The organism is Erwinia tracheiphila (assembly GCF_021365465.1).
Lineage (GTDB): Bacteria > Pseudomonadota > Gammaproteobacteria > Enterobacterales > Enterobacteriaceae > Erwinia > Erwinia tracheiphila.
Genome location: NZ_CP089932.1, coordinates 898,749 through 922,315, shown reverse-complemented (window position 1 = coordinate 922,315; position 23,567 = coordinate 898,749). Strand labels below are relative to the sequence as shown.

The window sequence follows — 23,567 nt, the reverse complement described above, 5'->3', positions numbered from 1 at the left end:
AAAAGGAATTTGCGATGAAAATGATGCCCGGTACTCAAACGCTGTTTCTCACCTTTATGCTCCTGGCGGCCAGCGGTTCCTCATCTTTCGCTGCCAGTTGTGAAACCAGTCATGCCATGATCGACTCTCCCTTTATGCCTCTGCAAGGCGGAGCCATCACCGTTGGTCCGGATGTCAGCAACGGCACAATTATCTGGAGCCAGCGTTTCAAACCCACCTCTCCCGTCGAGGTAAAGTGCAAAGAAGGTTTTACCGGGGGATTTTCGATCAAAGGTAATTTCACCACCGCGCCGCGCCCCACCAACTGGTCCGATGGTCGTTTTCCACCGGGTTCCGTTTATCAGACCGATATACCCGGCATAGGTATGGCAATTTATGCGTATGGCAACACGCACTATACCGTACCCTTTAATTATTTACTTACAGGAACAAGTAATAATAATTATACCCAAGGATGGATACCGCATTCAGGAATTGAATTTGATGTTGTATTAATTAAAACTGGAGTTATTATACCCGGCAGAGTCGGTGGAGAAAATTTACCTGGAATAAACTACAATTTGCATGCCGATGACGGTTTATCCCTTTATCTTGGCAGTCTGAAATTTTCCGGCTCGATTAATATTATTTCCAAAACCTGTACAACACCGGATATTATCGTACCGATGGGAGACTATGAAATAGTAAGAACGTTTACACATCCCGGTAGCTATAGCAGCTGGCAAGACGCATCGATAAAACTAATTGATTGTCCACGTTTTCACGGCATGATAAGGGCAAGCCATGCAGTAGAGCCAGGAAACCAGCAACAGGAAGGTAAGATTAGTAACAGCATTCAGTTAACACTTTCTCCAAACACCTCAGTAATTAATAGTGCTCAGGGAATTTTTGGCGTAAAAAGTGGTACCAACAGTGCATCAGGTGTAGGGCTCCAGTTGGCATGGGGCAAACAGGGTGATCCGTCTCCGCGATTGGTCAATTTTGGTGAAAGCCAGCAATATCTTCTACCCGATGATGGCTCGACTCAGATCTCGCTGCCCCTGCTGGCTCGTTATATTCAGACTTCGCCGCAGGTTACACCAGGTAAAGCCGATGCCACCGTAACATTCACGATCTATTATTACTGAAACAATTTTTTCCAAAAGATCGTTAAGGATAATCAAACATAGAGGGAATTATGTGTATATATATTATTTCTGATGATCATCTTTTTGTCAGAGGATTAGAAAATATTTTGTCCACGACGACAATAGAATTGAAGACATTCAGTTACACGAACGGGTTATTACTTTTTTGTTATTGCAGCTTCCAGCCAGAAGATATTGTGATTGTTGATATTCATTATTCACAAATTACTCAGCCGCAAAATAATCTTGCCCATCACACCAGCTACTTTGGTGTGAATATTATGTTTATCGTCGACCTGCCTCTGCAAAATGAACCCAGCAATTTCTATCCATACTGGATTGTTTCTAAAAAATGTCCGATAAAAAGCATCATGTCGCTGTTAAAAAACATCGTCAACGAAAGCACGCTCCGTACTGACCACCTGTCCAGAAAGGAAAATATCGTACTCAGGGAGCTGGCGGTAGGATATTCCACTGACTTCATTTCCCGTAAACTGAATCTTTCCACCAAGACGATTAGTTCTCATAAACAGAATGCTTTCAGAAAGCTGGGAATGACGAGACTCAACGATATGTCACTTATCTGCTATCGACAAATCCTGAACCTCTATGCTGGGTTTAACCGTCTTTCAGTACAGCGGACAGGTGGAAGCCTTCATCTGCCCAGGAAAAACTTAAAATATCATTCGCTGTCCCGATAACACTCCAGCCAGTGCGCATAAAGAGCAGGCAAAACCCAGGAAGCCTGTTCTTTGTTTCAGCGCCAGCGCATGATCAGTGCCGACACAATAGATTAGCGCAAAATAGTGTTGCAACAGCGCCCGGTCTACCGTTTTCCCGGTAGCAAGACAATATTCTGCACCCAGTGCGGTCAGGCGCGCCCAATGTCGCTCGCTACACATGACCGTTACGCGCTGGCCTCTCGCCACCGCCAGCTGTACCAGGTAACGTCCCATCGTTCCCCCTGCTCCGGCAATCAGTACCTCTGCACCAGCGGACATCGGCAACTTTTCGAGTGCCTGCCATGCGGTGAGACCGGGGCAGGGAAAAGCCGCAGTCTGAGAAAATTCCAGCGAATCAGGCAGACATGCCGAGCGGCGTAAAGGCAGCAAAGCTACCGTCTGATTGCAGGCTTTGGTGCCAGGCGACACGTTGCCCCAGCAAGTCTGGTGCAACCTCGTCGCCGATCGCAACAACGGTACCGGCTCCGTCCACGCCGGGTACCTGCCCGACCTGGCTATCCAACACCTTCCAGTCCACTGGATTGAGGCCGATAGCGGCGTTACAGACCAGTACCTGCGCAGGCTGTAACGGTCTGGCATTGAGAGTGACAGAGCGAAGATCCAGGGGTGACTGTCCGCCCTGCCACTTCCAGCCAGTCCAGGCTGACGGAAGCGTTAATGGTGAAGATGCCTTATTCATAGGCACCTGCTGAGTACGTCAGCTCATAACTGTGTCTGTAAATTTCAAGAATATTTCCGAACGGATCTTCCATATAAACCATACGATATGGCTTCTCGCTGAGAAAATACTCACGCACCGGCATACGCTGCTTACCGCCCGCAGCGACAATTGTTACAGCCATGCCTTCCACATCGGGGGCCTGCATGCAGAAATGGAAAATACCGGATTTCCAGTATTCGAAATTGTCTTCACGGCGTGTGGCATCACGAAACGGCACTGTTGCAAAGTTCGTGATGAGGTAACCTTTGGCATTATTGAAAAGTATTATATTTCAAACACTCTGTTCACCAGACGTATCTCACCCGGGGGATACCCACAATAAAATGACCCGGCCTGACCTTTCCGTAGCGCACGCATCCCTTCAATCCCCTTAATGGTGGCATAAGCCGTCTTCATTTCATGGAGTTAAATCCTGGCGTGGTACTGATTATCCTTCTCAGCTTGCCGTGATCACATTCAATGACGTTATTCAGGCTCTTATCTGTCGGTGTTCAACATCGGGCGGACACCGGCCCTCCCGTTTCAGTCACGCCAGCGCCCGGCCATAAGTGGGAGCCTTATCTGTGTTGATGAGACGGGGGACCTGCCAGCCTTTCACGTTATTTAAAATCTTCCCGGGAAAACGATATGCCGCTTTGCTGTTACGACGCGAAGAGAGATAAAAATCGATGGTGCGTCCTTTGCTGTCAACAGCCCGGCACAGGTAAGCCCGGCAGCCATTCACTTTGATATACGTTTCACCGGGGTGCCATGAACAGAAGCCGGAAGGCTGACGCCAGTACCATCGCCGTCGTTTTTCCATTTCAGGCGCATATCGCTGGACCCGGCGATAAATTGTGGAGTGTTCGACACTGACGCCGCGTTCAGCCAGCATCTCCTGTCGTTCACGGTAGCTGATGCCGTATTTGCAGTACCCGCGTACCGCCCACAGAATAATGTCACGACTGAAATGTCGGCCTTTTAATACGGTCATGGGGAGCGTTACTGATGAAAATATCAGCAAAGTTTATCAGCGCAGCAATCTTTGCAACTGTGCCCTATCACGCAGGGCGGCGCAAGCGATTGATTTTCTGCAACAGGCGTTTCTCCCGGAAACAGGATGTTAAAGAACAAAAACTAACCTTAATTGTAACATCGTTAATAAATGTCACACTTTAACGGACGGAAATGCATCTTTCTGTTCGTGATTTATTGCGCAATCTTTATCATTGGACGGAAAAACAAGTGATCATGTGACTACCCGGTAATGAAATTCAGAGATTTTGCAGAAGAAGAAAAACTATTCGTTCGCCGGGCACTGGTCGCCTTTGGGCTGGTCCTGGCCGGATTCGTCACGCTTATCGTTAATTTGTGGCATGTGCAAATCGACCAGAATCAGTATTATCAGACCCGTTCCAACCAGAATGATATCAAGATGATCCCCATTGCGCCGACGCGCGGGATTATTTTTGACCGCAATGGCATTCCGCTGGTGAAAAATGTCACCTGGTATGATATTGAAATCCTTCCGTACAAAGTGCAAAACATCAAGGACTTGCTGACGCAGCTGACCCCTGTTGTCGATCTCACCCCGGACGATATTGAGAATTTCACCCATTCCCTGCACGCCAATAGCCGCTACAAGCCCGTGGTGTTGAAAACTGAGCTGACGGATGAAGAGGTCGCCCGCTTTTCCGTCAATCAGTATCGGTTTGCAGGCGTGAATATCAGCAGTTATGAAGATCGTCAGTATCCTTACGGTCCCGATCTTGCTCACGTTATCGGCTACGTTTCTAGAATTAACGACAACGACTATAAACATCTGGATAAAGAAGGCATCGGGGAGAACTACGCTGCTGACCACAATATTGGTAAGCAGGGAATTGAAGGCTATTACGAATCGGTTCTGCACGGCAAAACCGGCTATCAGGAAGTAGAGGTAGACAACCATGGACGGGTGATTCGCGTGCTGAAAGAAATGCCGCCAGTAGCAGGCAAAAATCTGTGGCTGACGCTGGATTTGCATCTGCAACAATATGTAGAAACGCAGCTGGTCGGCCAGCGCGCGGCGGTACTGATTGAAAATCCACAAAATGGAGAAGTTTTAGCGATGGTATCCAGCCCGAGTTACGATCCTAATCCTTTTGTGAAAGGGATTAGCTACAAAGCGTATAAAGAGCTGCTCAATAATAAAGACCTTCCGCTAATTAATCGCGTGACGCAGGGACTGTACCCCCCAGCCTCTACCGTAAAACCTTACATGGCGATGTCCGCCCTGCTAACCCATGTGATCACACCATCCACTACCTTCTTCGGCGCCTCCACCTGGACGCTTCCCGGCACAACACGAAAATATCGTGACTGGAAAAAAACTGGCCACGGGACGCTGGATGTCACCCGTGCTATTGAAGAATCTGCCGATACGTTTTTTTATCAGGTCGCTTTTATGCTGGGAATCGATCGCATCCATACTATGCTCAGTCAGTTTGGTTATGGTAAACCCAGCGGTATTGATTTAAATGAAGAGTACAGCGGTCTGTTGCCCAGCCGGGAGTGGAAACAAAAGGTGCATAAAAAAGGCTGGTATCAGGGTGATACCGTCTCGGTGGGCATTGGCCAGGGATACTGGATTGCCACACCCATTCAGATGGTCAAAGCGCTGGATACGCTGATTAATAATGGCAGGGTGATTCAGCCACATCTGCTTTATCAGGAGAAACAGGGTAAAAACGTGGCACCGTGGAAACAGACCATTCCAGTTCAGCAAATTGGCGACGCTAACTCACCCTACTGGGGGCTGGTGCGCCGTGCGATGTTTGGCATGGCCAATGCGCCGAACGGCACTGGCTATAAATATTTCCATACCGCACCCTATGGCATTGCAGGAAAAAGTGGGACATCTCAGGTATTTGGTCTGAAGCAAAACCAAATCTACAACGCTAAAATGATCCCACAGCGGCTGCGCGATCATATTTTCTATACCGTTTTTGCTCCCTTTGATAATCCACGCGTGGCGATGGCGCTTATTCTTGAAAACGGTGGCGTCAACGGCGTTACCGCTGCGCCGCTGGCAAGAAACATTCTGGACCATATTTTCCTGCCGCCGGGCGTAGCGCCCATGTCTGCCACCGCCGATCCCGGCAGCAATACGACTGCGCAATAATCAGCGGCATGCTATTGACGGTTTATCGCCCATATCAGCGATGCAGAACGATTTGTGGTAGCGCATCCTGACTGTGGTAGTGAACCTGTAAATCAGCCTGATACCAGCGGGTAAGCGTTGCCTCCGTCATCACCTCGACCGGCGACCCACTGGCAACCAGCGAGCCCTCATGCAGCAGTAATATCCGGTCTGACCACAGTGCGGCAAGGTTGAGATCGTGCAGCACGCAGCAAACTGTCAGCTGTCCCGCCCGAGTCAGCTGGTGCAGCAAACGTAACGCATGCTGTTGATGGAAGAGATCCAGCGCCGATGTAGGTTCATCCAGAAACAGCCAGCCACGGGGGCCATCATCGTGCCATAGCTGTGCCAGCGCCCGCGCCAGCTGTACCCGCTGCTGCTCACCGCCGGAAAGATAGCGGTAATCACGTCGCGCCAGTTCTTCACAGCCGGTCAGCTGCATAACATGATCGACAACCTGTCCGGCAGGCTTTTCTGGCCAGGGTGCGCGCGCCATTGCGACAACCTCGCGTACCGGCACAGCAAATTCAATGTGGCTTTGCTGGCGCATGACCGCTCTGCGTCTCGCCAGCCGATCACGTGGCCAGTGCGAAACTGGCTGGCCGTCAAGCGTACAGCTACCTTCGTCGATCGGCAAAAAGCCGGTCAGCATTCTCAATAAAGTGGATTTTCCTGCGCCGTTAGGCCCGATTAACGCCACCATTTCACCTGAACCTAACGTTAGTGAAACCCGGTTAATCAGGCAACGTTGTCCGATATAATAAGAGGCTTCAGCAGCCTGCAAAACCCTGTTCACCGATGACCTCCAGGGCGACGAAGAATCAACCATAAAAACCAGGGCGCGCCCAGCATACTGGTCAACAATCCTACGGGCATTTCTGCCGGCGCCACGACGGTTCGAGCCAGGGTATCCGCCACCAGTATCAGGATCGCGCCGAGCAGAGTTGAACCGGGGAGCAGCCAACGATGATCTCCCCCTACCCACAACCGGATCAAATGGGGTACCACCAGGCCAACAAAAGCAATAATTCCGCTAACGGCCACCGCCGCGGCCACCATCAGAGCACTGAAAATAAGCAGTTTGTGTTGCGTCCGCCGGACGTCCACACCCAGGTAATGCGCTTCTTCATCGCCCAGCTGTAGCAAATTAAGCCGTCCAGCCTGCCACTGGATTGCCAGCATCGTTGGCAAGACCAACACAGCGCAGGCCAATAGCGTTGGCCACTGCGCCTGCCCCAGCGACCCCATCCCCCAAAGAGAAAGCTGGCGCAGCTGCTGATCGTTGCTTATCCATGAGAGAACACCCACCGCTGCTCCACACAGGGCATTAATGGCAATACCGGCTAACAGCAAGCGGGAAAGCGTGATACTACGGTGGCGGCTAAGGATAAAAATAATCATCGTCACGACAAGGCTGCCAGCAAAGGCTGCCAGCATCGGCCACCACAGTGCCAGCACGGCGGGCAAAGTAACAGGAAGCACCACGGCAAACGCTAACATCAAAGCAGCACCGCTACTGATCCCCAGCAGGCCCGGGTCGGCCAGCGGATTACGAAACAGTCCCTGCATCGTTGCCCCGGAAAGCGCCAGCGCAGCACCCACCAGCACGGCAAGCAGCACACGCGGCAGCCGGATATTCAACCAAATCTGCCACTCCATACTGTCGAAAGGGGCTTGCCAGAGCGTGACCAGCGAAAGGCGCATCGCGCCAGTATTGGCCGCCAGTACCATCATCGCCAGCATCACTATAAGCATTCCCAACAGCGCTCTTTTAACGTTAACCGTTTTCATTGCGCAAGCGCTTCCGCCGCCTTACGTAATTTGGCTATCGCTCGCGGTGTTTGCAGGCCAAAACCCAGCAGAGACATTTCGTCCACCACCAGCAGGCTGTGGTTTTTACCAGCCGGCGTCAACGCAAGCCCCGGCAACTGCCAGATTTTTTCCTCCCCGCCCATGGACTTAAGGCCACTTTCACCAATCACTACCAGTTGAGGAGCGCTGGCGACAATGCCTTCCTGCGTTAACGTTTGATAATGAGGGATATTGCCCATCGCATTTTGCAATCCGGCACTGTGAATAGCGCCATCAGCGGCAGTCTGCGTACCCGCAGCCATTGCCTTCATGCCAGAGTGGTTAAGAATATACAGCACCTTTACCGGCAGAGGCTTGCCCGCCACACCTTTCAACTGGCTGTTTATCTTCGCTACCAGTGCTTCACCCTGCGTTTCCCGATGTAGTGCGCTGGCAATGGTGGTGATTTTCTGCTGAATCGCGTTCAACGATGGCTCGCCGGTAACGGTGACCACCTTAACATTCGCCTGTTCAACCTGTTTCAGGACAACTGAGGGTTTGGCCAGCACGCTGGCGATAACCAGAGTGGGCTTCATGGCAAGGATCCCTTCAGCATTAAGCTGGCGCATATAACCCACGTCGGGCAGTTTGGTCACTACGGCAGGATGAAGACTGGTGGAATCGCGCGCTACCAGACTTTGCTGGGCGTCGAGCGCATAGATAATTTCCGTTATGTCACCGCCAACAGACACCACCCGCTCCTCAGCGAACAAGGTAAAAGGCAGCGCCAACAGCGCCATCAGCCATATTTTCATGCCACTTCTCCCACGCCTGTCAGCATAGCCATCTGCTCACGCCAGCGGACCTGCTCTGGCTGACCTTCCGTGCGCTGGCCATTGAGTTGCGCAATCTGCGTTCCATCGGCAGCAAACAGTTCTAGGCTGGTCACCATACCATCGGAGGTCGGTTTACGGACGACCCAACTCTCTGCAATAGAGTCAGCCATTAAATGTAGGGTAAAGGTTGGATTGAAGATATTCAGCCAGTTATCCATCGGCATCAGTTTTTCCACCACACCAGTGAAAATCTGTACACAGCCCCGGTTACCAACAAAAATCATGATTTCATTGCCATCGTCGTGCGCCATTTTCAATAGCTCACTCAATGCACTGCTATTCACCTGCTGTGCCAGATCGCCTGGAACATGTCGGAAAGCCTGCTGACGTGAAATGTTATGACGGTTCAGCAGGCCGAAAAACTGATGCACATCGGTCATGGCGCGCCAGTGCTGCTCAATTTTTACTTTGTCCGGCTGAGGGCTAAATGTTTCTGGCAGCGCTGCCGTCACGATCAGCTTATCAGCGCTATCCTGTTTAAGACGATCAACCAGCGCCTGCCAGGCAACCATGTTGCTCCCGGGCGTCGTGTAGATCTTCAGAATGGCATCGCCATGCTCATCGAAAATCTGGATGCTGTGACGCTCACCACGCGCCGTTTTTTCCTGGAGTGAGAAAGCGCTTTTCCATTTACCTGGAAAAAAACGCAGGTCCAGTGCGCGAGGGTTCAGAATGAGCGCGGCGTGATTTCCCAGACGCAGATTTTCATAGCGCCCCACCTGTTCATGCACTGCATAAGCATTGCGGGTAATAGATTTGGTTTCGCCTACCGTTTCAAGCGCTGGCAGTAGTTCGCTGACATCAAGCTTCAGCGCAACCGCATCGTGCTGAGTGCGTGCTTCGGCCAGTTCCGCTTCGCTGACGCCAAGCAGAGTGGCAAGATCACGCGCATATTTTTTCGGCTGCTGTGCTTTCATTTCCTGATAACGAGTGAAAAGAGTATTCATTTCCATTTGCTTCCTCTATAAGGCCCTGCAACATGTGCAGAGCAATCGATGATGAATAAATTGATGTTGCGATCAAAAATCGATATTCATGCCCAGCAGGAAGGTGCGGCCTGGCATCACTGCCAGCGCTTTATCATACGCGTCCTGAAGGGTGGATTCTGTGAGGTTGCGACTGCTGAGATAATCCCAATATTTACGATCGGTCAGGTTGTAAATCCCACCATTGACCCTGACGTTCTTCGCTACCTGCCAGTAAGCTGTCATGTCCAGCAGGCCATATCCCGGCACCCGCATGAACTCGCCGCTTGCTTCCGTCAACACACTACCGCTGTTGGTGTAGGTTTCACGATTGGTTTCCATCGCGCGTTTGCCTTTCACAAAGGTGGCGGTAACCGCAGTGCCATAACGTTTAGCCGGATCGTCCCAGGCTACGCCCACAATCGCTTTCATTGGGGCTACGCTATCGAGATCCACATACTGGTCACCAGCGTAGCTGGATTTGGATTTACCTTGCGTATACCCCAGCGCGAAGGTGGTGCTCAGGCCATCAACCTGCTCAAACCATGTCCCAAAGTTCACTTTGGTGCTGACCTGTCCACCGTAGATATAGGCTTTATCACGGTTTTCAGCCTGGAAAATCGTGTAGATATTGGACGGTACATTACTGAACATGCCTGGATGAACGGCACGGGTATAACGGGTATAGGCAATAAAGTTTTCATAGGTGTTGTAGAACATCGCCGCATTCAGCGTCACCCCTTCAACCGCCTGACCTTTCAGGCCCCACTCGACATTGTTGCTGGTTTCGGTTTTCAGGTCAGAATTGCCAATCAGCGCGTACTGCTGGGAACCGGCATAGCTGGACCCCAGATTCCATGAGCCGAACAGCTGACTGGTGCCAGGGAACTGGGTGCCCCGCTTATACATCACGTAAGTCATCAGCTGTGGCGTAAGATCGTAATTAAAGCTCAGAGAGGGCAGAACCTGCGTATCAGCATTCTCTTTGCCATAAAGCGTTTGCAATTGGGACTCGGTCAGTACCGCGCTGCCAGTGGTCAGGCTGTACAGATTCTGCGGTTTGGTGGTCTGATGGGCAATCCTCACGCCGGGTACGATGCTAAAATCATGTCCATCCAGATCAAAGTGGATTTGATCCTGCAGGTAACCGCCGAGCATATAACTGCGGCTGTCAGCCTGAGGCTGCATGATGACCGTGAACTGGCTGGGCGCGGGTGACTGACGGAACGGCCGTGTTGTATCGCTTGTGCTGGCATTAAGCCCACCGCTGAGATCGTGTCGCCTCAGTGATTTCGTCAGCTGCGTTTCAAAACCATAGGTATCAACATCGTAATTAGAATAGACCCGCTGCATTGCCGTAGCGCTGGATGGCATCCAGGTATTGTCATGAGCCTGCGTCTGCTGGTAATAAACGCGCGATGTCAGGCTGTCAGCAAAGGCATTCACTGGCGTCCACTCGTCTTTCAGGCTGAAACCCCAGCGGCGCGTGTTGCTCTGTTGCTGTGCCGTGCCCCAAATGGCGGAGCCCGCCGAGTTCCATGAATCGAAGTGAGTATGGTTAGTTTTATCGTAATAATCGACGGTGCCAGTCAGCTTGTGCTGATCATTTGGGCGCCAGATCCCCGAAGCCAGCATGGCATTGGAGTACCAGTTGGCCGGATAAGCAGCAAGAGTGCCGCTGTTATTACGCGTTTGCTGACCGTCACGACGGCTGTAAACGAACACGCCGCGTAACGTTTCATCCCCTGCGGCGATGGTGATACCGTTGTGCCAGCTGCGGTTGGCAGAATCATAATCAGATTGATCGCCAAAATAAGTCAGTTTGTTGGGGGACAGATAATCATCAGCCGACTTCGGCATAAATGATACCGACCCGCCAATCGCATTATTGGCCCATGCCGTAGAGGTCGCCCCGGATTCAATGTCAACCTGGCCATACATGTAGGGATCGATGTAATCACGCCCGATACCGAACGTATTCACACCGACGCGACCAGCGTAGCTGCGACCTGTGGCTTCCGGTTGTGGAATGCCGTCTACATCCAGTCCGACACGGTTACTCTCAAGTCCGCGGATATTATAGCCGGTATAGCCACTGCGATCGAAACCACTCTTGCCAGCAGAAGAACCGCCGCTGGCACCGATAGCGCTGATGAGTGGCTCATAACGCATGACGGAACCAAAATCATTGGTGCCTTTTTTCTGCATCTCTTCTGCACTGACCACCGTTTTGCTGCCCGCTTCTTTTTTCAGAACAGGTGCGGTGACGACCATTTCTGGTTCAGCGACATCTGCATGGGTGGAAACAGTCCGCGATTTATCAGAGGTGTTGACAGGCTGAAGTGACGTATTGGTGCTTTCTGCCTCGATGGAATAACCAGAGATGACCAAGGTGCTGCATAACACAGACGTTCGGACAATTCCTTTTGAGGAAATAAGGTTACGCATTTTAATAAACCTTTATTCTTTATAAGTATCGACTCATACATTGCTGCCACAGGCGTAAAATTCGCAAAAACAGAGCGTACGCTTGCTGCACATTATAAACGTTGATCTCTGACCAAAAAACTCAAATGAGAATGATAATCAAATTCATTCAATATATCAACATCCTCCATAATTAATTCACAATTCAAAAAATGTCGTATGTTTATATGGTGTTATCACCACCAGGTGATACTGTAATCGATCCAGAGACCATACTTATGAAAAATGCTCCAACCATCACCATTCATTACTGCTCACAATGTAACTGGCTTCTTCAGGCAGGCTGGATGGCGCAAGAATTGCTGCACACTTTCAGTACAGATTTGGCCGCTGTCACGCTGGTCCCCGGCACGGGGGGAGCTATCAAATCACCGTTGATAGCAAGTTGATTTGTGATCGAAAAGCCGATGGCGGTTTTCCTGAAGCGAAAGTGCTTAAACAGCGGGTACGTAATCTTTGTTTTCCTGAACGTGATTTAGGGCACATCGATAAGTCCTGACGCACTTCCCTGATAATCCGATAAGGACTGATATGAGCAAACCAGAATCCTGGCAGGCTGGCGAACTGCACATCACCAAACTGTTTGAACAATTTATCAGCCTGCCTGCTGAAACACTGTTTCCTGACGTCAACGGGCACCAGATGACAGAATTTGCTCTGGCATGACCCCGCAAAGCACGCTGGAACTCAGCGTTCATAGCTGGCGGGTCCAGTCGCCACAGAGCCGTTTTTTAATTGACACTGCGACAGGTAACGATAAGCCCCGTCCTTTCAGCCCGATGTTTGACAGGCTGAACAGTCCGTGGATGGAGAACTTTCTTGCCACCGGATTACGGCCTGAAGACATTGATTACGTTTTGCATACGCATCTGCATATCGATCACGTTGGCTGGAACATCCGCCGGGAGGGTACACAGTGGGTGCACACCTTCCCCAATGCCCGTTGGGTGATTGCACAGGAAGAAATGCTGGCAGGTCAGGTCGGCATACTGTTTGCTTTACCATCCCCCGACAATCGCGGCGACAGTATTACAGCAATATATCGTCGCCTTTCTTCAGCAAATGACTGATGAAATCGCGGCAATCTCACCGGCAAAACTGAAGGAAAAAATTCAGTTAATGCAGCGCACATTGCCCGCCCCTTCCCCTCGTTATCCAGACCAGTGTATTGCACACTGGCAGTATCAGCAGCTGAACTTGCCCGTTGACCGCAGATATTTATGCGCAGGTCAGTCTGACAATGCTGAACCAGACACTGCAGGAGTTAAATGGAAACCCCTGACGCTGGTGGTATCTGAACAATCAGCCAACCTCGACGGCAGCTGCGCTCTGACCGCAACGTCGCCATGCGCCCTTATCCCTTGCGCACAAAAAAATGCCGTATCGATCACTTTGGAAATGTAATATCTGGTTGAACAGACGCATTTCACGGTGAACATAGCGCCCTTACAGGGCGAGCGTCACGGCTCTGCCGTTCCGAGGGTGTTCATGACCGGCTCACAGCTTTATACTCTGCGGTATGTTAATTTCTCAGGAAATCATTCACATGGCCCGTAGCAAAGCCCCCAGAAAGCGTAAACCCACGCCCTCGTCCCGACGCGCTATACCCGGATATCCTAAGCGTTTTCTGGTGTCCATTCCGCCCCGGAGCGATTATGACGACCCCGACGAGTTTTTTTACGACACTCCGCAGGATGCCATTCGTCACTGTGTCCACCTGGGGCCACAGTTTTTCCTCGATACACACTTCGACCCGCCTCTCGTCTGCATCATCCGCGGCTTTGAGCCGCCTGACTCACCCGACGGCGATGTCGTCCTTGAGTCCATGCCAGCCGATGTGTTTATTATCGCCACAGAATCCGGCATGCTGCCGGTGACCTTCGCTCCCTGGGATAAACACACCGACAACTGGGCCGATGACTGTGACGACTGGCACTATAATACCGGTGCCACTGCAGAGCGATAATCCGCCGCATGTATATCCCGCGCCCGGCAAAACTGCTGTTCACCACTGATGACGCCTGGAACCGGTATATGGATAAACACGGGGACACCCTCAGCCCCTGGACCGTACTCTGCGTCGAGCGCATGCTCGCCTGCGGCACTGCTGCCATGGGGGGTGAAGCGATACTGCTGCGCCTCCCCGGACTGCACCCACACCCGCTTCTTCTGCCAGACCTGTAAATCAAAAGGCTGCAGCTCCTGCGGACATAAGGCCACGGAGCAGTGGATTACAGAACAACAGCAAATTCTGCCCGACTGCGACTGGCAGCATATCACCTTCACCATGCCCCATCTGCTGTGGCCCTTTTTCAACAATAACTGGCCTCTGCTCAATGCCCTGTTCCGCGCAGCCACCCGCGCCATGCTCCGCTGGGCCAGAAAACAGGGTGTGGAAGTCGGTATCTTCTGCGCCCTGCACACCTACGGTCGCCAGCTCAACCAGCATCCCCACATTCATCTCTCCGTCACCCGCGGCGGGCTTGATATTAAACACGGCGTATGGCGCGACCGCTTCTTTAAAAAGCATGCCGTGGAGGAAATCTGGCGCGGAGCCGTCATCCGGCTGCTGCGCCACAGCTATGACCTGATTAACCCCGGCAGGCTGCCGGGGCTGGGGCATATCCACGACAAAAAACAGTGGCTGCGCTATCTGCAGGCGCAGTACGGGCGCCGCTGGAAGGTCCACTTCGCGAAGAAGACCCGGGGGGCCTGGCGGAGCGTCAAATATCTGGGCCGGTACCTGAAACGGCCCCCCGTGTCGGCGGCGAAGCTGAGGCACTACAGCGGCGGCGCGGTGGTGCACCACTATTACGACCACCGTACGCAGCAGTACCGGCAGCAGACGCTGACGCAGGAAGATATGATCGGACGTTATATCAGCCATATCCCGGCGAAGCATTTTAAGATGGTGCGTTATTACGGTTTTTTATCAAACCGTAAACGGGGTAGCCTGCTGCCGAAGGTGTATGAAGCCCTGGAGATGGAAGCGCGGAAAAAACCGGAGAAGCCCGGCTTCGCCGCGCTGATGAAAGAATTTCTGCGCACGGATCCGTACAAATGCATTCTGTGCGGCAACCGACTGCGCTTCAGCAGTGCGCAGGCCGGGAGGCACGCGTCGGAGTTGGTGGCAGAAAGACTGCATAACATCGACCGGAAACGATGGCTTCTGGCACAGACTGCGGGATAAGTGCGTCTGAAAAACAGCTTTCAGGTTAAAAACGCGCCGCAAATGCCATTTTATGACCATAACGTTCCCGATGGCACATCATTACTGCATTACAGACACTGCTGCTCATGGTCAGGAAATTTTTAAAACGATGATTCAGTTTCCTAACCATGAACGTAGCACGCCTTTGGCGTGAGCGGCCCTGCTGCGCAGCTTCGGGTGTTTGCATGACCGGCGCTCCGCTTTATACTCTGCAACCATGCATATCCCCCGCCCCGCCAAACTCCTCTTCACCGTCGATGACGGCTGGAACCGCTACCTCGAAAAACACGGCGACAACATCAGCGACTGGACCCGACTCTCCGTTGAGCGCATGCTCGCCTGTGGCACCTGCGCCATGGGCGTACGCCGCTACTGCTGTGCCTCGCCGGACTGCACGCACTCCCGCTTCTTCTGCCAGAGCTGCAAGTCAAAGGCCTGCAGCGCATGTGGCATGAAATCAACTGAGCAGTGGATAGCCGGGCAGCAGCACGTCCTGCCCGACTGCGAATGGCAGCACATCACCTTTACCATGCCCCACCTGCTGTGGCCCTTCTTCAGCAACAACTGGCCCCTGCTCAACGACCTGTTCCGCTGCGCCACCCGCGCCATGCTGAAGTGGGCGCGTCGGCAGGGTATAGAAGTCGGTATCTTCTGCGCCCTGCATACCTACGGCCGGCAGCTGAATCAGCATCCGCACATCCACGTTTCCGTCACCCGCGGTGGACTTGACGTAAAGCACGGCGTCTGGCGCAGCCTTTTCTTCAAAAAGAAGGCCGTGGAGGAAATCTGGCGGGGTGCCGTTATCCGCCTGCTGCGCAGCAGCTATGAGCGGGTCAGTCCCGGCACCCTGCCGGGACTGGGACATATCCGCGACGGGGAGCAGTGGCGGCGTTACCTGAAGGCACAGTATGGCCGGCACTGGAAGGTACACTTCGCGAAGAAGACCCGGGGAGCCTGGCACAGCGTTAAATACCTCGGACGCTACCTGAAACGGCCACCAGTGTCGGCTTCACGACTGCGACACTACGCCGGTGGCGCGGTGGTTCACCACTATCTCGATCACCGCACGGGAAAGCATAAACGCCAGATGCTGAGCCAGGAAGAGATGATCGGGCGCTATATCAGCCACGTTCCGGCGCGGCATTTTAAGATGGTGCGCTACTCCGGCTTTCTGTCCAACCGCAAGCGGGGCACGCTGCTGCCGAAGGTTTACGAAGCGCTGGAGATGACGGTACGGGAAAAACCGAAGCGGCCCGGGTTTGCGGTGCTGATGAAAGGCTTCCTGGGCACGGATCCGTACCAGTGCATCCTCTGCAAAGGCCGGCTGCGTTTTGCCGGCGCCGTGGCGGGTGATCACGCCACAAAAATGCTCTCTGACAGGCTGTATCAGATGGCGAAAAAACGATGGCTGCGGATGCCTGAGCTGGATCAGTGCGCCTGAAAAACAGGTTTCAGGTTAAAAATACGGCGAAGATGGCATTTTCACATCAAAACCCACACAGATCAGCAGCAGCAATGGAGTAGATCGTGCCACTTTTCATGGTCAGGCGATCTCAAAAGAGGCGATTCAATCTCCTAACCATGAACTGGTCGTATAAAAACCTTTTTACACCATGTTCCTCTTGCCGTGTTGTATCAAAAAGCAGTGGCGGAAAAGCACCTAATTTTATCGTACCGAGCATAAAGTTCTCTGTCTTTTGTCCGATAATCTGTTGTGAAGTCTTTCCCCATCATTGAGTACACAGCATGATTAAAAATATGAAAGTCGTTACCAGCATTATTATTGTGCTGGTGGTGTTCAGCGGGCTGCTGTTAATTTCCAGCGCGCTCTCTTTTAAAGCCATTAACCAAGATAAAAATAACTTCATTCACGCCAACTCACTGAATCATCAGCAAGGGCAACTGAGTGACAGCTGGCAAACGCTGATTAAAACCAGGGTAACAATTAACCGTGTTGCTATCCGCATTCTTAAAAAACAAACCGATGCCGCAGCCCAGGCCACTATCGCTAAACTGCTTTCAGACGCTGGCGCTTCACTGGTGGTGGCCCAGCAGCATTTTGATATTTATAAAAATGAGCCGATTATTAACGGGCAAAGTCCTGAACTGGCAAGCAGGGTAGCCGGTGATTATCAGCAGCTTTTTGATGCCCTGAAAATGTCAATTCAGTATTTACAGGTCAACAATTATGAGGACTATAGCAATCTGGATACGCAAAAGGCGCAGGAGGCACTGGAAGCAAGCTATACGCAATGGCGCGAGGAAAATGCAGCCTTGCAGGCGACGGGGATGGCACAAAATGAGGAAAGCTATAGCCATATGCTGTGGACGCTGACAGTTATGGTACTGATACTAGCGATACTGGTACTGGCCGTCTGGGGCATCATTAAATCCGTGTTGCTTACCCCACTAAAGCAGGTGAAAAATCATATTCAGGGGATTGCTGGTGGCGACCTTAGTGGCAAATCGCAGGTAGAAGGTCGCAGCGAAATGGGCCAACTGGCGGCCCATCTGGCCACGATGCAGCAGTCGTTGCGAGATACCGTTAGCCGTGTCCGCGAAAGCGCCAGCGCGATTTACAGTGGAGCCAGCGAAATTTCTCATGGCAATAACGATCTTTCCGCCAGAACGGAACAACAGGGCGCCTCGCTGGAGCAAACCGCAGCAAGTATGGAGCAGCTGACCTCAACGGTAAAACAAAACGCCGAAAACGCCCGTCAGGCTTCTCAACTGGCGAAAAGCGCCTCAGAGACCGCCGGTAAGGGCGGCCAGGTAGTGGATGGCGTAGTAAAAACTATGAGCGAGATTGCCAGCAGTTCACAAAAAATTGCCGACATTATCAGTGTTATTGACAGCATTGCCTTTCAGACCAATATTCTCGCGTTGAATGCGGCGGTTGAGGCAGCACGTGCCGGTGAGCAGGGTCGCGGATTTGCAGTGGTTGCAGGTGAAGTACGTAATCTTGCCCAGCGCAGCGCACAGGCAGCAAAAGAGATTAAAACGCTGATTGAAGCCTCGGTAAACCGTGTGGATGCCGGATCGCAGCAGGTCAGTATCGCGGGTGAAACCATGCACGATATTGTTGCCGCCGTCATGCGCGTTACCGATATTATGGGCGAGATTGCTTCCGCCTCCGACGAGCAGAGTCGCGGCATCGATCAAATTGGCCAGGCCGTTACCGAAATGGACCGCGTGACTCAGCAAAACGCCGCACTGGTGCAGGAATCTGCGGCAGCATCCGCTTCACTGGAAGAGCAGGCCAGCCGTCTTTCACAGGCAGTGGCCGCATTTAAAACCGATGGACAGGAAAAACAGCCAGCGGTGGTGCAAAGCATTCCGGAGCAGGCTAAAAGCACCCTTGCAGCGCCAAAGCGTCTGCTTCCCTCACCGGAAAAGCCGCAGGTGACAGACGAAGGTAACTGGGAAACGTTCTGAATGCGGGAAAAGCATGCGGCTACTGTCGTATTGAGCGGGGTTGTAGCGGAATATTTTGGCTGGCGGATCGTGTTTGCCGCCGCACTGATGGTGACTTTCATCACGCTGCTGCACTGGTTGAGGCTACCTTAAATGCCACCGGTAAGCCGCATGCGCTATCCGACGCTATTAGCATCAATGCATCATCTGTGGTGTAACTACCCATCATTGCGGCGAGCAACGCTGGCTCAGGCGCTGCTGTCAGTCGGCTTCAGCACCTTTTGGTCCACGCTGGCAGTAATGCTTCATAATAGCTGGCAGCTGGGCAGTGCCATCCTGAAGTATGCAAGCTGGCCCGGCGTGGTAGCGCTACTGACGCTGAGTAGCTGTGGCAGTATGCTGATGCGCTGGCGGGAGAAGCCCCCCACTACCGCACGCTCATCAACAACAGAGTAATCCAGCATAATCGGTTGCGGTCATGCGGGTCACGGCAAAACCACCCTGCCTCGATGGGTAAAAAAGAAGCCGCTTACCACTATCATGGTGACGCAGTTTAGTGTCAGGATGACAACGACGTGAAAAACCTTCACCTGCATGCTGTTGGTCAACATTTATTTTCAGACGAACGAATGACAAAAAATAATGTCTCCCAGAGAGATATACTATTATTCCAACTTTTAACAGAACCCGAAAAAAAAAATAATTTCTCAGTTGTCTGAATAAAGGGGAAATAGTATCAAATAAAGCTGTATTAATAATAATGGTTATCAAAATCATTTAAAGAATGGAATAATCAGAGTTGCAAAAATAGATATAATTCAATTAGTTAACATCAAATAAAAGAAAAAACGGAATTTAACGGTTTTTATTTTTATATCACAGGTGCATAATGCATATAAATACAGCATTAATAAAATTCACCATGAATATATGGAGCCACCATGCTAACCAGCGAAATGACTGCCAACCTGAACGACCAGTTAAATCTGGAATTCTTCTCTGCCAATCTCTATTTGCAGATGAGCGCCTGGTGTGCCGATAAAGGGTTCGAAGGGGCAGCCGCTTTTATGCGTGAGCATTCTACGGAAGAAATGCAGCACATGCAGCGCTTGTTTAACTACCTGAGTGATACCGGTGCTATGCCGGTACTCGGTGCCATCGCGGCACCGCCGATTACCTTTAATTCACTGAGCGAGATGCTGGAGCAGGCTTACCAACACGAAAAACTGATTACCAGCAAAATTAATGAACTGGCACATGCTGCCATCACCTCACAGGATTATTCCACTTTCAATTTCCTGCAATGGTATGTGGCTGAACAGCACGAAGAAGAGAAGCTGTTTAAGTCCGTGTTGGATAAACTGGCGCTGGTGGGCAACAGCGGTGAAGCCTTGTTCTTCGTGGATAAAGACCTGATGAAAATGAGCAGCGATAACCATACAGAGGCCTGATGTCTGAAGGGCGAAGTGCTTCGCCCTTGTAACTTCCCCGTGGCACCGCAGATCCCCTGACTCACCGGGGCGTCAGTTTCCTTTGCTCTGTACTCTTGCGTCAATACCATGACACTGCTGAAACCTGTCTGGTTCCAATCGGTTGTTTAGCAGTACTGCAATTAAGTTACCGTACCATCTGCAGTAGTAATACAGCAATACTGCTTATATATCTGGCGATGCGTACGTCAGTAACAATAATGCGAGCAGCAATCACAACACCCATTCGCCATTATTGTTACGCGTTCAAAACACATGAAACCTACCCCGCCGAAACTACGGTAAGCTGAGAAATGATTTTGCGCTTTTCTTTGCGCCAGAGATAAATTCAACCACATCTTCTTAAGCAAACAGGGAGACCGCCCTTGTCTGTTTTTCCGGGCAGCCTCTGGCCAGTCAATCTGTTTTTGACAGGTAACTTACCTGACTCATCAACCATAACAGCAGGGCGCGGATCTGTCAGCGGCACTCGGGCTATTCCCCATTAAGGGCGAGACGATAAAACTTGCTGTCCACCCTCATCACCGGAAAGGTTTCGGGTAACGCGGTTCGTTCAACTTCCTGAAAACCGTTCTTCTCATAGAAACAGTGCGCCGCCAGGAATTTACTGGTGGTCCCGAGATAAATATTATCCAGTTTCCGTTGCGCTGCATGCTTTAGCAGCACAGTTAGCAACGCACCGGCAACCCCTTTGCCCTGCCACACCAGCCTTCTGCAACAAAAATCTTGCGCAGGGCCGCCTGCCTTTCGCCAGTGTCCTTCAGCCCAATGCAGCCCACCACGTTATCTTCCGCCAGTGCCAGCCAGAAATCGCTGGTGATTTCCCGGTAAAACCATTATATACATCCACTATTACGCAGTGATATTAATAGAAAATTCTTCGTTTTGTATCGGCAGGATCAATGCCACCACACCCGGCTGGTAGCGTGGCTGATACCGCACCAGAGAAACCGACTGCACTGTCATAAAGCTTACCCCTGCTAATTGTTGCAGACAGACACAGGTTCTGCCCGCGAATTTATCACCGACCACAATGTGTTTCACTTTAGCAGGGTGATTGTTCATCTGTAACCTGGAAAGTGGCATCATTATGTTGGACGGCCACATCCTGCCAGACGATGTTTTTAGCGCGTGGATAATTCCGGCGCAGGTCCGACAAGTCATCTACCTGCCGATTGGCACGGGATGGCGGGTCAGCAAATGTCCTGAAAGAAAAAGGCGGGTCGCCCCGCCTGTTGTATCAGCTACCGTGATGTGCGGCGCTGGCCGCTGCAGAAAGATCAAGACGCTGCCAGAAGCTTTGCTCAGGCGTGCTGCCGGAAAGAGGATACCCCCCAGCGAGCGCGGTCTTTACCATCAGCTGACGGCGTTGTGCGGCGCTCAGATGTGGCAGCGGCCCTTCCAGTAATACCTCTGCATCTTCCGGTACCACGACTCGTGTGGCCGTTACTTTCTCCTGAGGCAGGTGGTACGTCATAGTGTATCGGTAGAAAGCTTTCATTTGCGGTGCGGTATAGGGATCACCAGCGCCCTGCGGTTTAGCACATTCAGCAAGCGAGGTGCCACACTCTTTTTCCAATGCGGCGCGCAGCTGCTGCTTCGCCTGTTCGAACAGCGCATGGTATTTCGCATCGTTGAGATAATGAGCAACGTTACGCTGCGCCACCATGCGCGACCCCATCAGGTCAATAGGATAATGTACGCCAAGGATCATGCGAGAATAACCATAACGTGCAGCACGATCCAACAGCGGTATAAAACGTTCCGGCAGCATTTCGCCCAGTAACAGTGCGTCGGTATAGGCAGTATTGGTGTGGCCGCTGGGATAAGAGCTTTCTGATGCTTTGTAAGGCGCATTATCTTTGACCACAGCGGTATCTGGAACGAAATGAATGGTGTTACCGGGGATCAGGAACGGACGCGGATTATCAAAATACTTTTTCGCCGCACCAGTGCCCACTTCTGTGGCTTTGATTAAAGCAGCAGCCTTACCCAGCTCACCGTTGTTGTAGGCACGAAGAAAGGCCTCGCCCAACTTCGGCCCCAGAGCGTCCGCAAGGAAAAACAGATGATCCTGCCCTTCGGCATCAATAAGCGCCTGGGTGCGTTGCCCATTACTGGCATTGAGGTTAGCCTGCTCAACCGTTTTCAGACTGGCGGCGATAGTGGTTTTTGGTAACAATGGAAAAGCACTGAGTAACGCGATACCAGCCTGCTGGTTCTCTTTTTTTGCGAAATTGTAACCGCTCGCCTTCAACCATTTGCTGTCAGACAGTTTGTCGCTCTGTTCTACATTTTTTAACCGATCGCGTGTCAGCTTGCTGGTATCTCCTTGTAACGCCGCGATTAGTGATTGCTGAATGGCTCTATCCAGCGCCAGAAAAGATGTATCGGCACTGGCAGGCGTTGTGCTGTCAAGAAGGACATGGAGTTGCTCTTGCGAAAGGTTGGCTGGTTTCGCCTGGACCAGCTGGCTAACCAACAGAGCCGCCATGAGCAGGGTGTATCGGGTGCGCATTGCTTTTCCTTTTTAAACGGGAGTGTCGAACTGAAACGAAGATGTCAGACCACAAACGTTATGTTGGGCAATAAAGATGACAAAAATATGGCAAATTTTACATTGAGGCTAAATAAGTTATTTCCGGTAATTTTATTATTCTCCCACAAAAACATAGTTAAACGATGAACACAGTTCAAAAGACTCCGAACATGTTGCCTTTGTACCGCAGGCATAGAGGATTGACTCACCAGGGTTAAGCTTGAGACGCAATCCAGGATTTTCAGATGTCTCACCAACAAGCTCATTGATTCTCTCCTCCCTTTGCAACCAAAGGGAAAACTTCGCCTGTCCGGCAAAGCCCCAAAACGCCGTGATTCGTTAATCGCGCCTGTGTTGCTGTTGATGTTTCGCAATGAGTCTGTTTACCCATGTCGTTCACAGTAAGGGGTTGGCTGGCGGGCCGCGAGGATGTTTAAGCAAACGGCCAATGACAATTTTCACGTCACACCGCATCGGTTAAGCGGAGTGCTATCGCGCCAGGCCGCCCTGCGTAACTGGTGGCTGGTTAGCCACAACTTCATCGTTCGCTGCAAAGGCATATGTACCAGCGATGCCGATCCACTCATCTCACACTAAATATCATAGTGTCCGGCAACGTCTTCTGACCGCGTCACTCAAAGCACCTATTGCACTGATTAAATTAAATAAATTCTTTCAGACAATAAGAATTCGGGCAGTATTATTTTCTATTGCCATAGTTGACACAATAAGCAAAGTTATTCCTAATCAGATTAAATAATGGAACTGGGCATTTATCCGGGCGTTAATTGCGATAATAAAGCCCGGATGAAACTTCATGGCAAACGTATGAAAGGATCGATACGGTTATATCTGGTCTGAGTGCGTATCGCCAACCTGCGTATTGGTGAGAAACTGCACTCTCTCATCAACTTTTCCACCCGCTTTTGAAGCGCGAATGCGTAAAGCAAGATTCCACTGCTCCAGCTCGTGTGCATTGCTAACCAATGGGTTATCAGCGGGCATCCATCGCTACAGCCCGAT

23 protein-coding genes and 3 pseudogenes are annotated in these 23,567 nt (G+C 51.5%); 13 read left to right on the top strand and 13 right to left on the bottom strand.

The genetic code is table 11. The features are described from left to right. Window positions 1-14: 14 nt before the first annotated feature. Window positions 15-1,127, top strand: coding sequence for a fimbrial protein (locus LU633_RS04690; RefSeq protein ID WP_016190397.1), 1,113 nt, complete (start codon window positions 15-17; stop codon window positions 1,125-1,127). Between the two features lie 197 nt (window positions 1,128-1,324). Next, window positions 1,325-1,828 (top strand): helix-turn-helix domain-containing protein, encoded by a 504-nt coding sequence (locus tag LU633_RS04685; protein ID WP_016190398.1) that lies wholly within the window; start codon window positions 1,325-1,327, stop codon window positions 1,826-1,828. On the opposite strand, the gene LU633_RS04680 is transcribed toward LU633_RS04685, so the two are convergent. From LU633_RS04680 to LU633_RS04665, 4 genes and pseudogenes are all read right to left on the bottom strand, one after another. Further along, window positions 1,802-2,278: an MDR/zinc-dependent alcohol dehydrogenase-like family protein gene (locus LU633_RS04680; RefSeq protein WP_152664256.1), complete on the bottom strand. Its 477-nt coding sequence runs from the start codon at window positions 2,276-2,278 to the stop codon at window positions 1,802-1,804. The genes LU633_RS04685 and LU633_RS04680 overlap by 27 nt on opposite strands. Beyond that, window positions 2,205-2,549, bottom strand: a complete 345-nt coding sequence (locus LU633_RS04675; protein WP_051124338.1) for an alcohol dehydrogenase catalytic domain-containing protein — start codon at window positions 2,547-2,549, stop codon at window positions 2,205-2,207. The genes LU633_RS04680 and LU633_RS04675 overlap by 74 nt, the downstream gene beginning before the upstream one ends. Then, window positions 2,542-2,808: a VOC family protein gene (locus LU633_RS04670; protein ID WP_016190399.1), complete on the bottom strand. Its 267-nt coding sequence runs from the start codon at window positions 2,806-2,808 to the stop codon at window positions 2,542-2,544. Before LU633_RS04670 ends, LU633_RS04675 begins: the two co-directional genes overlap by 8 nt. Before the next feature lie 47 nt (window positions 2,809-2,855). After that, window positions 2,856-3,564, bottom strand: a pseudogene (locus LU633_RS04665) (IS6 family transposase). 273 nt (window positions 3,565-3,837) lie between these two features. Between LU633_RS04665 and mrdA the strand changes: the two are divergent. Further along, window positions 3,838-5,733 (top strand): penicillin-binding protein 2, encoded by a 1,896-nt coding sequence (mrdA, locus tag LU633_RS04660; protein ID WP_016190402.1) that lies wholly within the window; start codon window positions 3,838-3,840, stop codon window positions 5,731-5,733. A 34-nt stretch (window positions 5,734-5,767) separates the two neighbouring features. Here mrdA and LU633_RS04655 read toward each other — a convergent pair whose 3' ends face one another. The 5 genes from LU633_RS04655 to LU633_RS04635 form a co-directional block, all read right to left on the bottom strand. Further along, window positions 5,768-6,547 (bottom strand): heme ABC transporter ATP-binding protein, encoded by a 780-nt coding sequence (locus tag LU633_RS04655; protein WP_016190403.1) that lies wholly within the window; start codon window positions 6,545-6,547, stop codon window positions 5,768-5,770. Then, a complete protein-coding gene (locus LU633_RS04650) occupies window positions 6,544-7,506 on the bottom strand; it encodes a FecCD family ABC transporter permease (RefSeq protein ID WP_407647028.1) in 963 nt (320 codons plus the stop codon). Before LU633_RS04650 ends, LU633_RS04655 begins: the two co-directional genes overlap by 4 nt. A gap of 32 nt (window positions 7,507-7,538) precedes the next feature. Next, window positions 7,539-8,357, bottom strand: coding sequence for a heme/hemin ABC transporter substrate-binding protein (locus LU633_RS04645; RefSeq protein WP_016190405.1), 819 nt, complete (start codon window positions 8,355-8,357; stop codon window positions 7,539-7,541). Continuing rightward, entirely contained in the window at window positions 8,354-9,385 is a 1,032-nt protein-coding gene (locus LU633_RS04640) for a hemin-degrading factor (RefSeq protein ID WP_040465473.1), read from the bottom strand. The genes LU633_RS04645 and LU633_RS04640 overlap by 4 nt, the downstream gene beginning before the upstream one ends. Window positions 9,386-9,457: 72 nt before the next feature. Further along, a complete protein-coding gene (locus LU633_RS04635; protein ID WP_016190407.1) occupies window positions 9,458-11,851 on the bottom strand; it encodes a TonB-dependent receptor domain-containing protein in 2,394 nt (797 codons plus the stop codon). A 257-nt stretch (window positions 11,852-12,108) separates the two neighbouring features. On the opposite strand from LU633_RS04635, the pseudogene LU633_RS04630 reads away from it, so the two are divergent. From LU633_RS04630 to ftnA, 10 genes and pseudogenes are all read left to right on the top strand, one after another. Then, window positions 12,109-12,389, top strand: a pseudogene (locus LU633_RS04630) (SelT/SelW/SelH family protein). Window positions 12,390-12,421: 32 nt separating this feature from the next. Then, window positions 12,422-12,556: a hypothetical protein gene (locus tag LU633_RS25725; protein ID WP_256371743.1), complete on the top strand. Its 135-nt coding sequence runs from the start codon at window positions 12,422-12,424 to the stop codon at window positions 12,554-12,556. Continuing rightward, complete coding sequence (locus tag LU633_RS04625) at window positions 12,553-12,960, top strand: MBL fold metallo-hydrolase (protein WP_016190409.1); 408 nt, start codon at window positions 12,553-12,555, stop codon at window positions 12,958-12,960. The genes LU633_RS25725 and LU633_RS04625 overlap by 4 nt, the downstream gene beginning before the upstream one ends. A gap of 560 nt (window positions 12,961-13,520) precedes the next feature. After that, on the top strand, window positions 13,521-13,856 hold the full coding sequence (locus LU633_RS04620; protein ID WP_052734695.1) for a hypothetical protein: 336 nt from the start codon (window positions 13,521-13,523) through the stop codon (window positions 13,854-13,856). Between the two features lie 8 nt (window positions 13,857-13,864). Then, a pseudogene (locus tag LU633_RS04610) lies at window positions 13,865-15,080 on the top strand (IS91 family transposase). Between the two features lie 238 nt (window positions 15,081-15,318). Continuing rightward, entirely contained in the window at window positions 15,319-16,542 is a 1,224-nt protein-coding gene (locus LU633_RS04605; protein WP_046372203.1) for an IS91 family transposase, read from the top strand. 305 nt (window positions 16,543-16,847) lie between these two features. Continuing rightward, a complete protein-coding gene (locus LU633_RS04600; RefSeq protein WP_016190411.1) occupies window positions 16,848-18,536 on the top strand; it encodes a methyl-accepting chemotaxis protein in 1,689 nt (562 codons plus the stop codon). Beyond that, window positions 18,537-18,668, top strand: a complete 132-nt coding sequence (locus tag LU633_RS25720; RefSeq protein WP_256371742.1) for a hypothetical protein — start codon at window positions 18,537-18,539, stop codon at window positions 18,666-18,668. It begins immediately after the preceding gene. Beyond that, window positions 18,669-18,971: a hypothetical protein gene (locus tag LU633_RS04595; protein ID WP_016190412.1), complete on the top strand. Its 303-nt coding sequence runs from the start codon at window positions 18,669-18,671 to the stop codon at window positions 18,969-18,971. Between the two features lie 485 nt (window positions 18,972-19,456). Continuing rightward, entirely contained in the window at window positions 19,457-19,966 is a 510-nt protein-coding gene (gene ftnA / locus LU633_RS04590; RefSeq protein WP_016190413.1) for a non-heme ferritin, read from the top strand. A 513-nt stretch (window positions 19,967-20,479) separates the two neighbouring features. On the opposite strand, the gene LU633_RS04585 is transcribed toward ftnA, so the two are convergent. From LU633_RS04585 to LU633_RS04570, 4 genes are all read right to left on the bottom strand, one after another. Continuing rightward, window positions 20,480-20,710 (bottom strand): GNAT family N-acetyltransferase, encoded by a 231-nt coding sequence (locus LU633_RS04585; RefSeq protein ID WP_016190414.1) that lies wholly within the window; start codon window positions 20,708-20,710, stop codon window positions 20,480-20,482. Between the two features lie 147 nt (window positions 20,711-20,857). After that, entirely contained in the window at window positions 20,858-21,070 is a 213-nt protein-coding gene (locus LU633_RS04580) for a hypothetical protein (protein WP_232426832.1), read from the bottom strand. A gap of 175 nt (window positions 21,071-21,245) precedes the next feature. Then, on the bottom strand, window positions 21,246-22,523 hold the full coding sequence (locus LU633_RS04575) for an acid phosphatase (protein WP_016190416.1): 1,278 nt from the start codon (window positions 22,521-22,523) through the stop codon (window positions 21,246-21,248). 867 nt (window positions 22,524-23,390) lie between these two features. Further along, window positions 23,391-23,549: a hypothetical protein gene (locus LU633_RS04570; RefSeq protein ID WP_157275219.1), complete on the bottom strand. Its 159-nt coding sequence runs from the start codon at window positions 23,547-23,549 to the stop codon at window positions 23,391-23,393. Window positions 23,550-23,567: the final 18 nt, after the last annotated feature.

What these genes read in the sequence shown, in the direction of transcription:
- LU633_RS04605 (WP_046372203.1), top strand. Translation starts at nt 15,319, where the DNA reads ATGCATATCCCCCGCCCCGCCAAACTCCTCTTCACCGTCGATGACGGC.
- LU633_RS04600 (WP_016190411.1), top strand. Translation starts at nt 16,848, where the DNA reads ATGATTAAAAATATGAAAGTCGTTACCAGCATTATTATTGTGCTGGTG.
- mrdA (WP_016190402.1), top strand. Translation starts at nt 3,838, where the DNA reads ATGAAATTCAGAGATTTTGCAGAAGAAGAAAAACTATTCGTTCGCCGG.
- LU633_RS04625 (WP_016190409.1), top strand. Translation starts at nt 12,553, where the DNA reads ATGACCCCGCAAAGCACGCTGGAACTCAGCGTTCATAGCTGGCGGGTC.
- LU633_RS04645 (WP_016190405.1), bottom strand. Translation starts at nt 8,357, where the DNA reads ATGAAAATATGGCTGATGGCGCTGTTGGCGCTGCCTTTTACCTTGTTC.
- LU633_RS04675 (WP_051124338.1), bottom strand. Translation starts at nt 2,549, where the DNA reads ATGAATAAGGCATCTTCACCATTAACGCTTCCGTCAGCCTGGACTGGC.
- LU633_RS04575 (WP_016190416.1), bottom strand. Translation starts at nt 22,523, where the DNA reads ATGCGCACCCGATACACCCTGCTCATGGCGGCTCTGTTGGTTAGCCAG.
- LU633_RS04690 (WP_016190397.1), top strand. Translation starts at nt 15, where the DNA reads ATGAAAATGATGCCCGGTACTCAAACGCTGTTTCTCACCTTTATGCTC.
- LU633_RS04650 (WP_407647028.1), bottom strand. Translation starts at nt 7,506, where the DNA reads ATGCTTATAGTGATGCTGGCGATGATGGTACTGGCGGCCAATACTGGC.
- LU633_RS25720 (WP_256371742.1), top strand. Translation starts at nt 18,537, where the DNA reads ATGCGGGAAAAGCATGCGGCTACTGTCGTATTGAGCGGGGTTGTAGCG.
- LU633_RS04580 (WP_232426832.1), bottom strand. Translation starts at nt 21,070, where the DNA reads ATGAACAATCACCCTGCTAAAGTGAAACACATTGTGGTCGGTGATAAA.
- LU633_RS25725 (WP_256371743.1), top strand. Translation starts at nt 12,422, where the DNA reads ATGAGCAAACCAGAATCCTGGCAGGCTGGCGAACTGCACATCACCAAA.
- LU633_RS04595 (WP_016190412.1), top strand. Translation starts at nt 18,669, where the DNA reads ATGCCACCGGTAAGCCGCATGCGCTATCCGACGCTATTAGCATCAATG.
- LU633_RS04640 (WP_040465473.1), bottom strand. Translation starts at nt 9,385, where the DNA reads ATGAATACTCTTTTCACTCGTTATCAGGAAATGAAAGCACAGCAGCCG.
- LU633_RS04635 (WP_016190407.1), bottom strand. Translation starts at nt 11,851, where the DNA reads ATGCGTAACCTTATTTCCTCAAAAGGAATTGTCCGAACGTCTGTGTTA.
- ftnA (WP_016190413.1), top strand. Translation starts at nt 19,457, where the DNA reads ATGCTAACCAGCGAAATGACTGCCAACCTGAACGACCAGTTAAATCTG.
- LU633_RS04570 (WP_157275219.1), bottom strand. Translation starts at nt 23,549, where the DNA reads ATGCCCGCTGATAACCCATTGGTTAGCAATGCACACGAGCTGGAGCAG.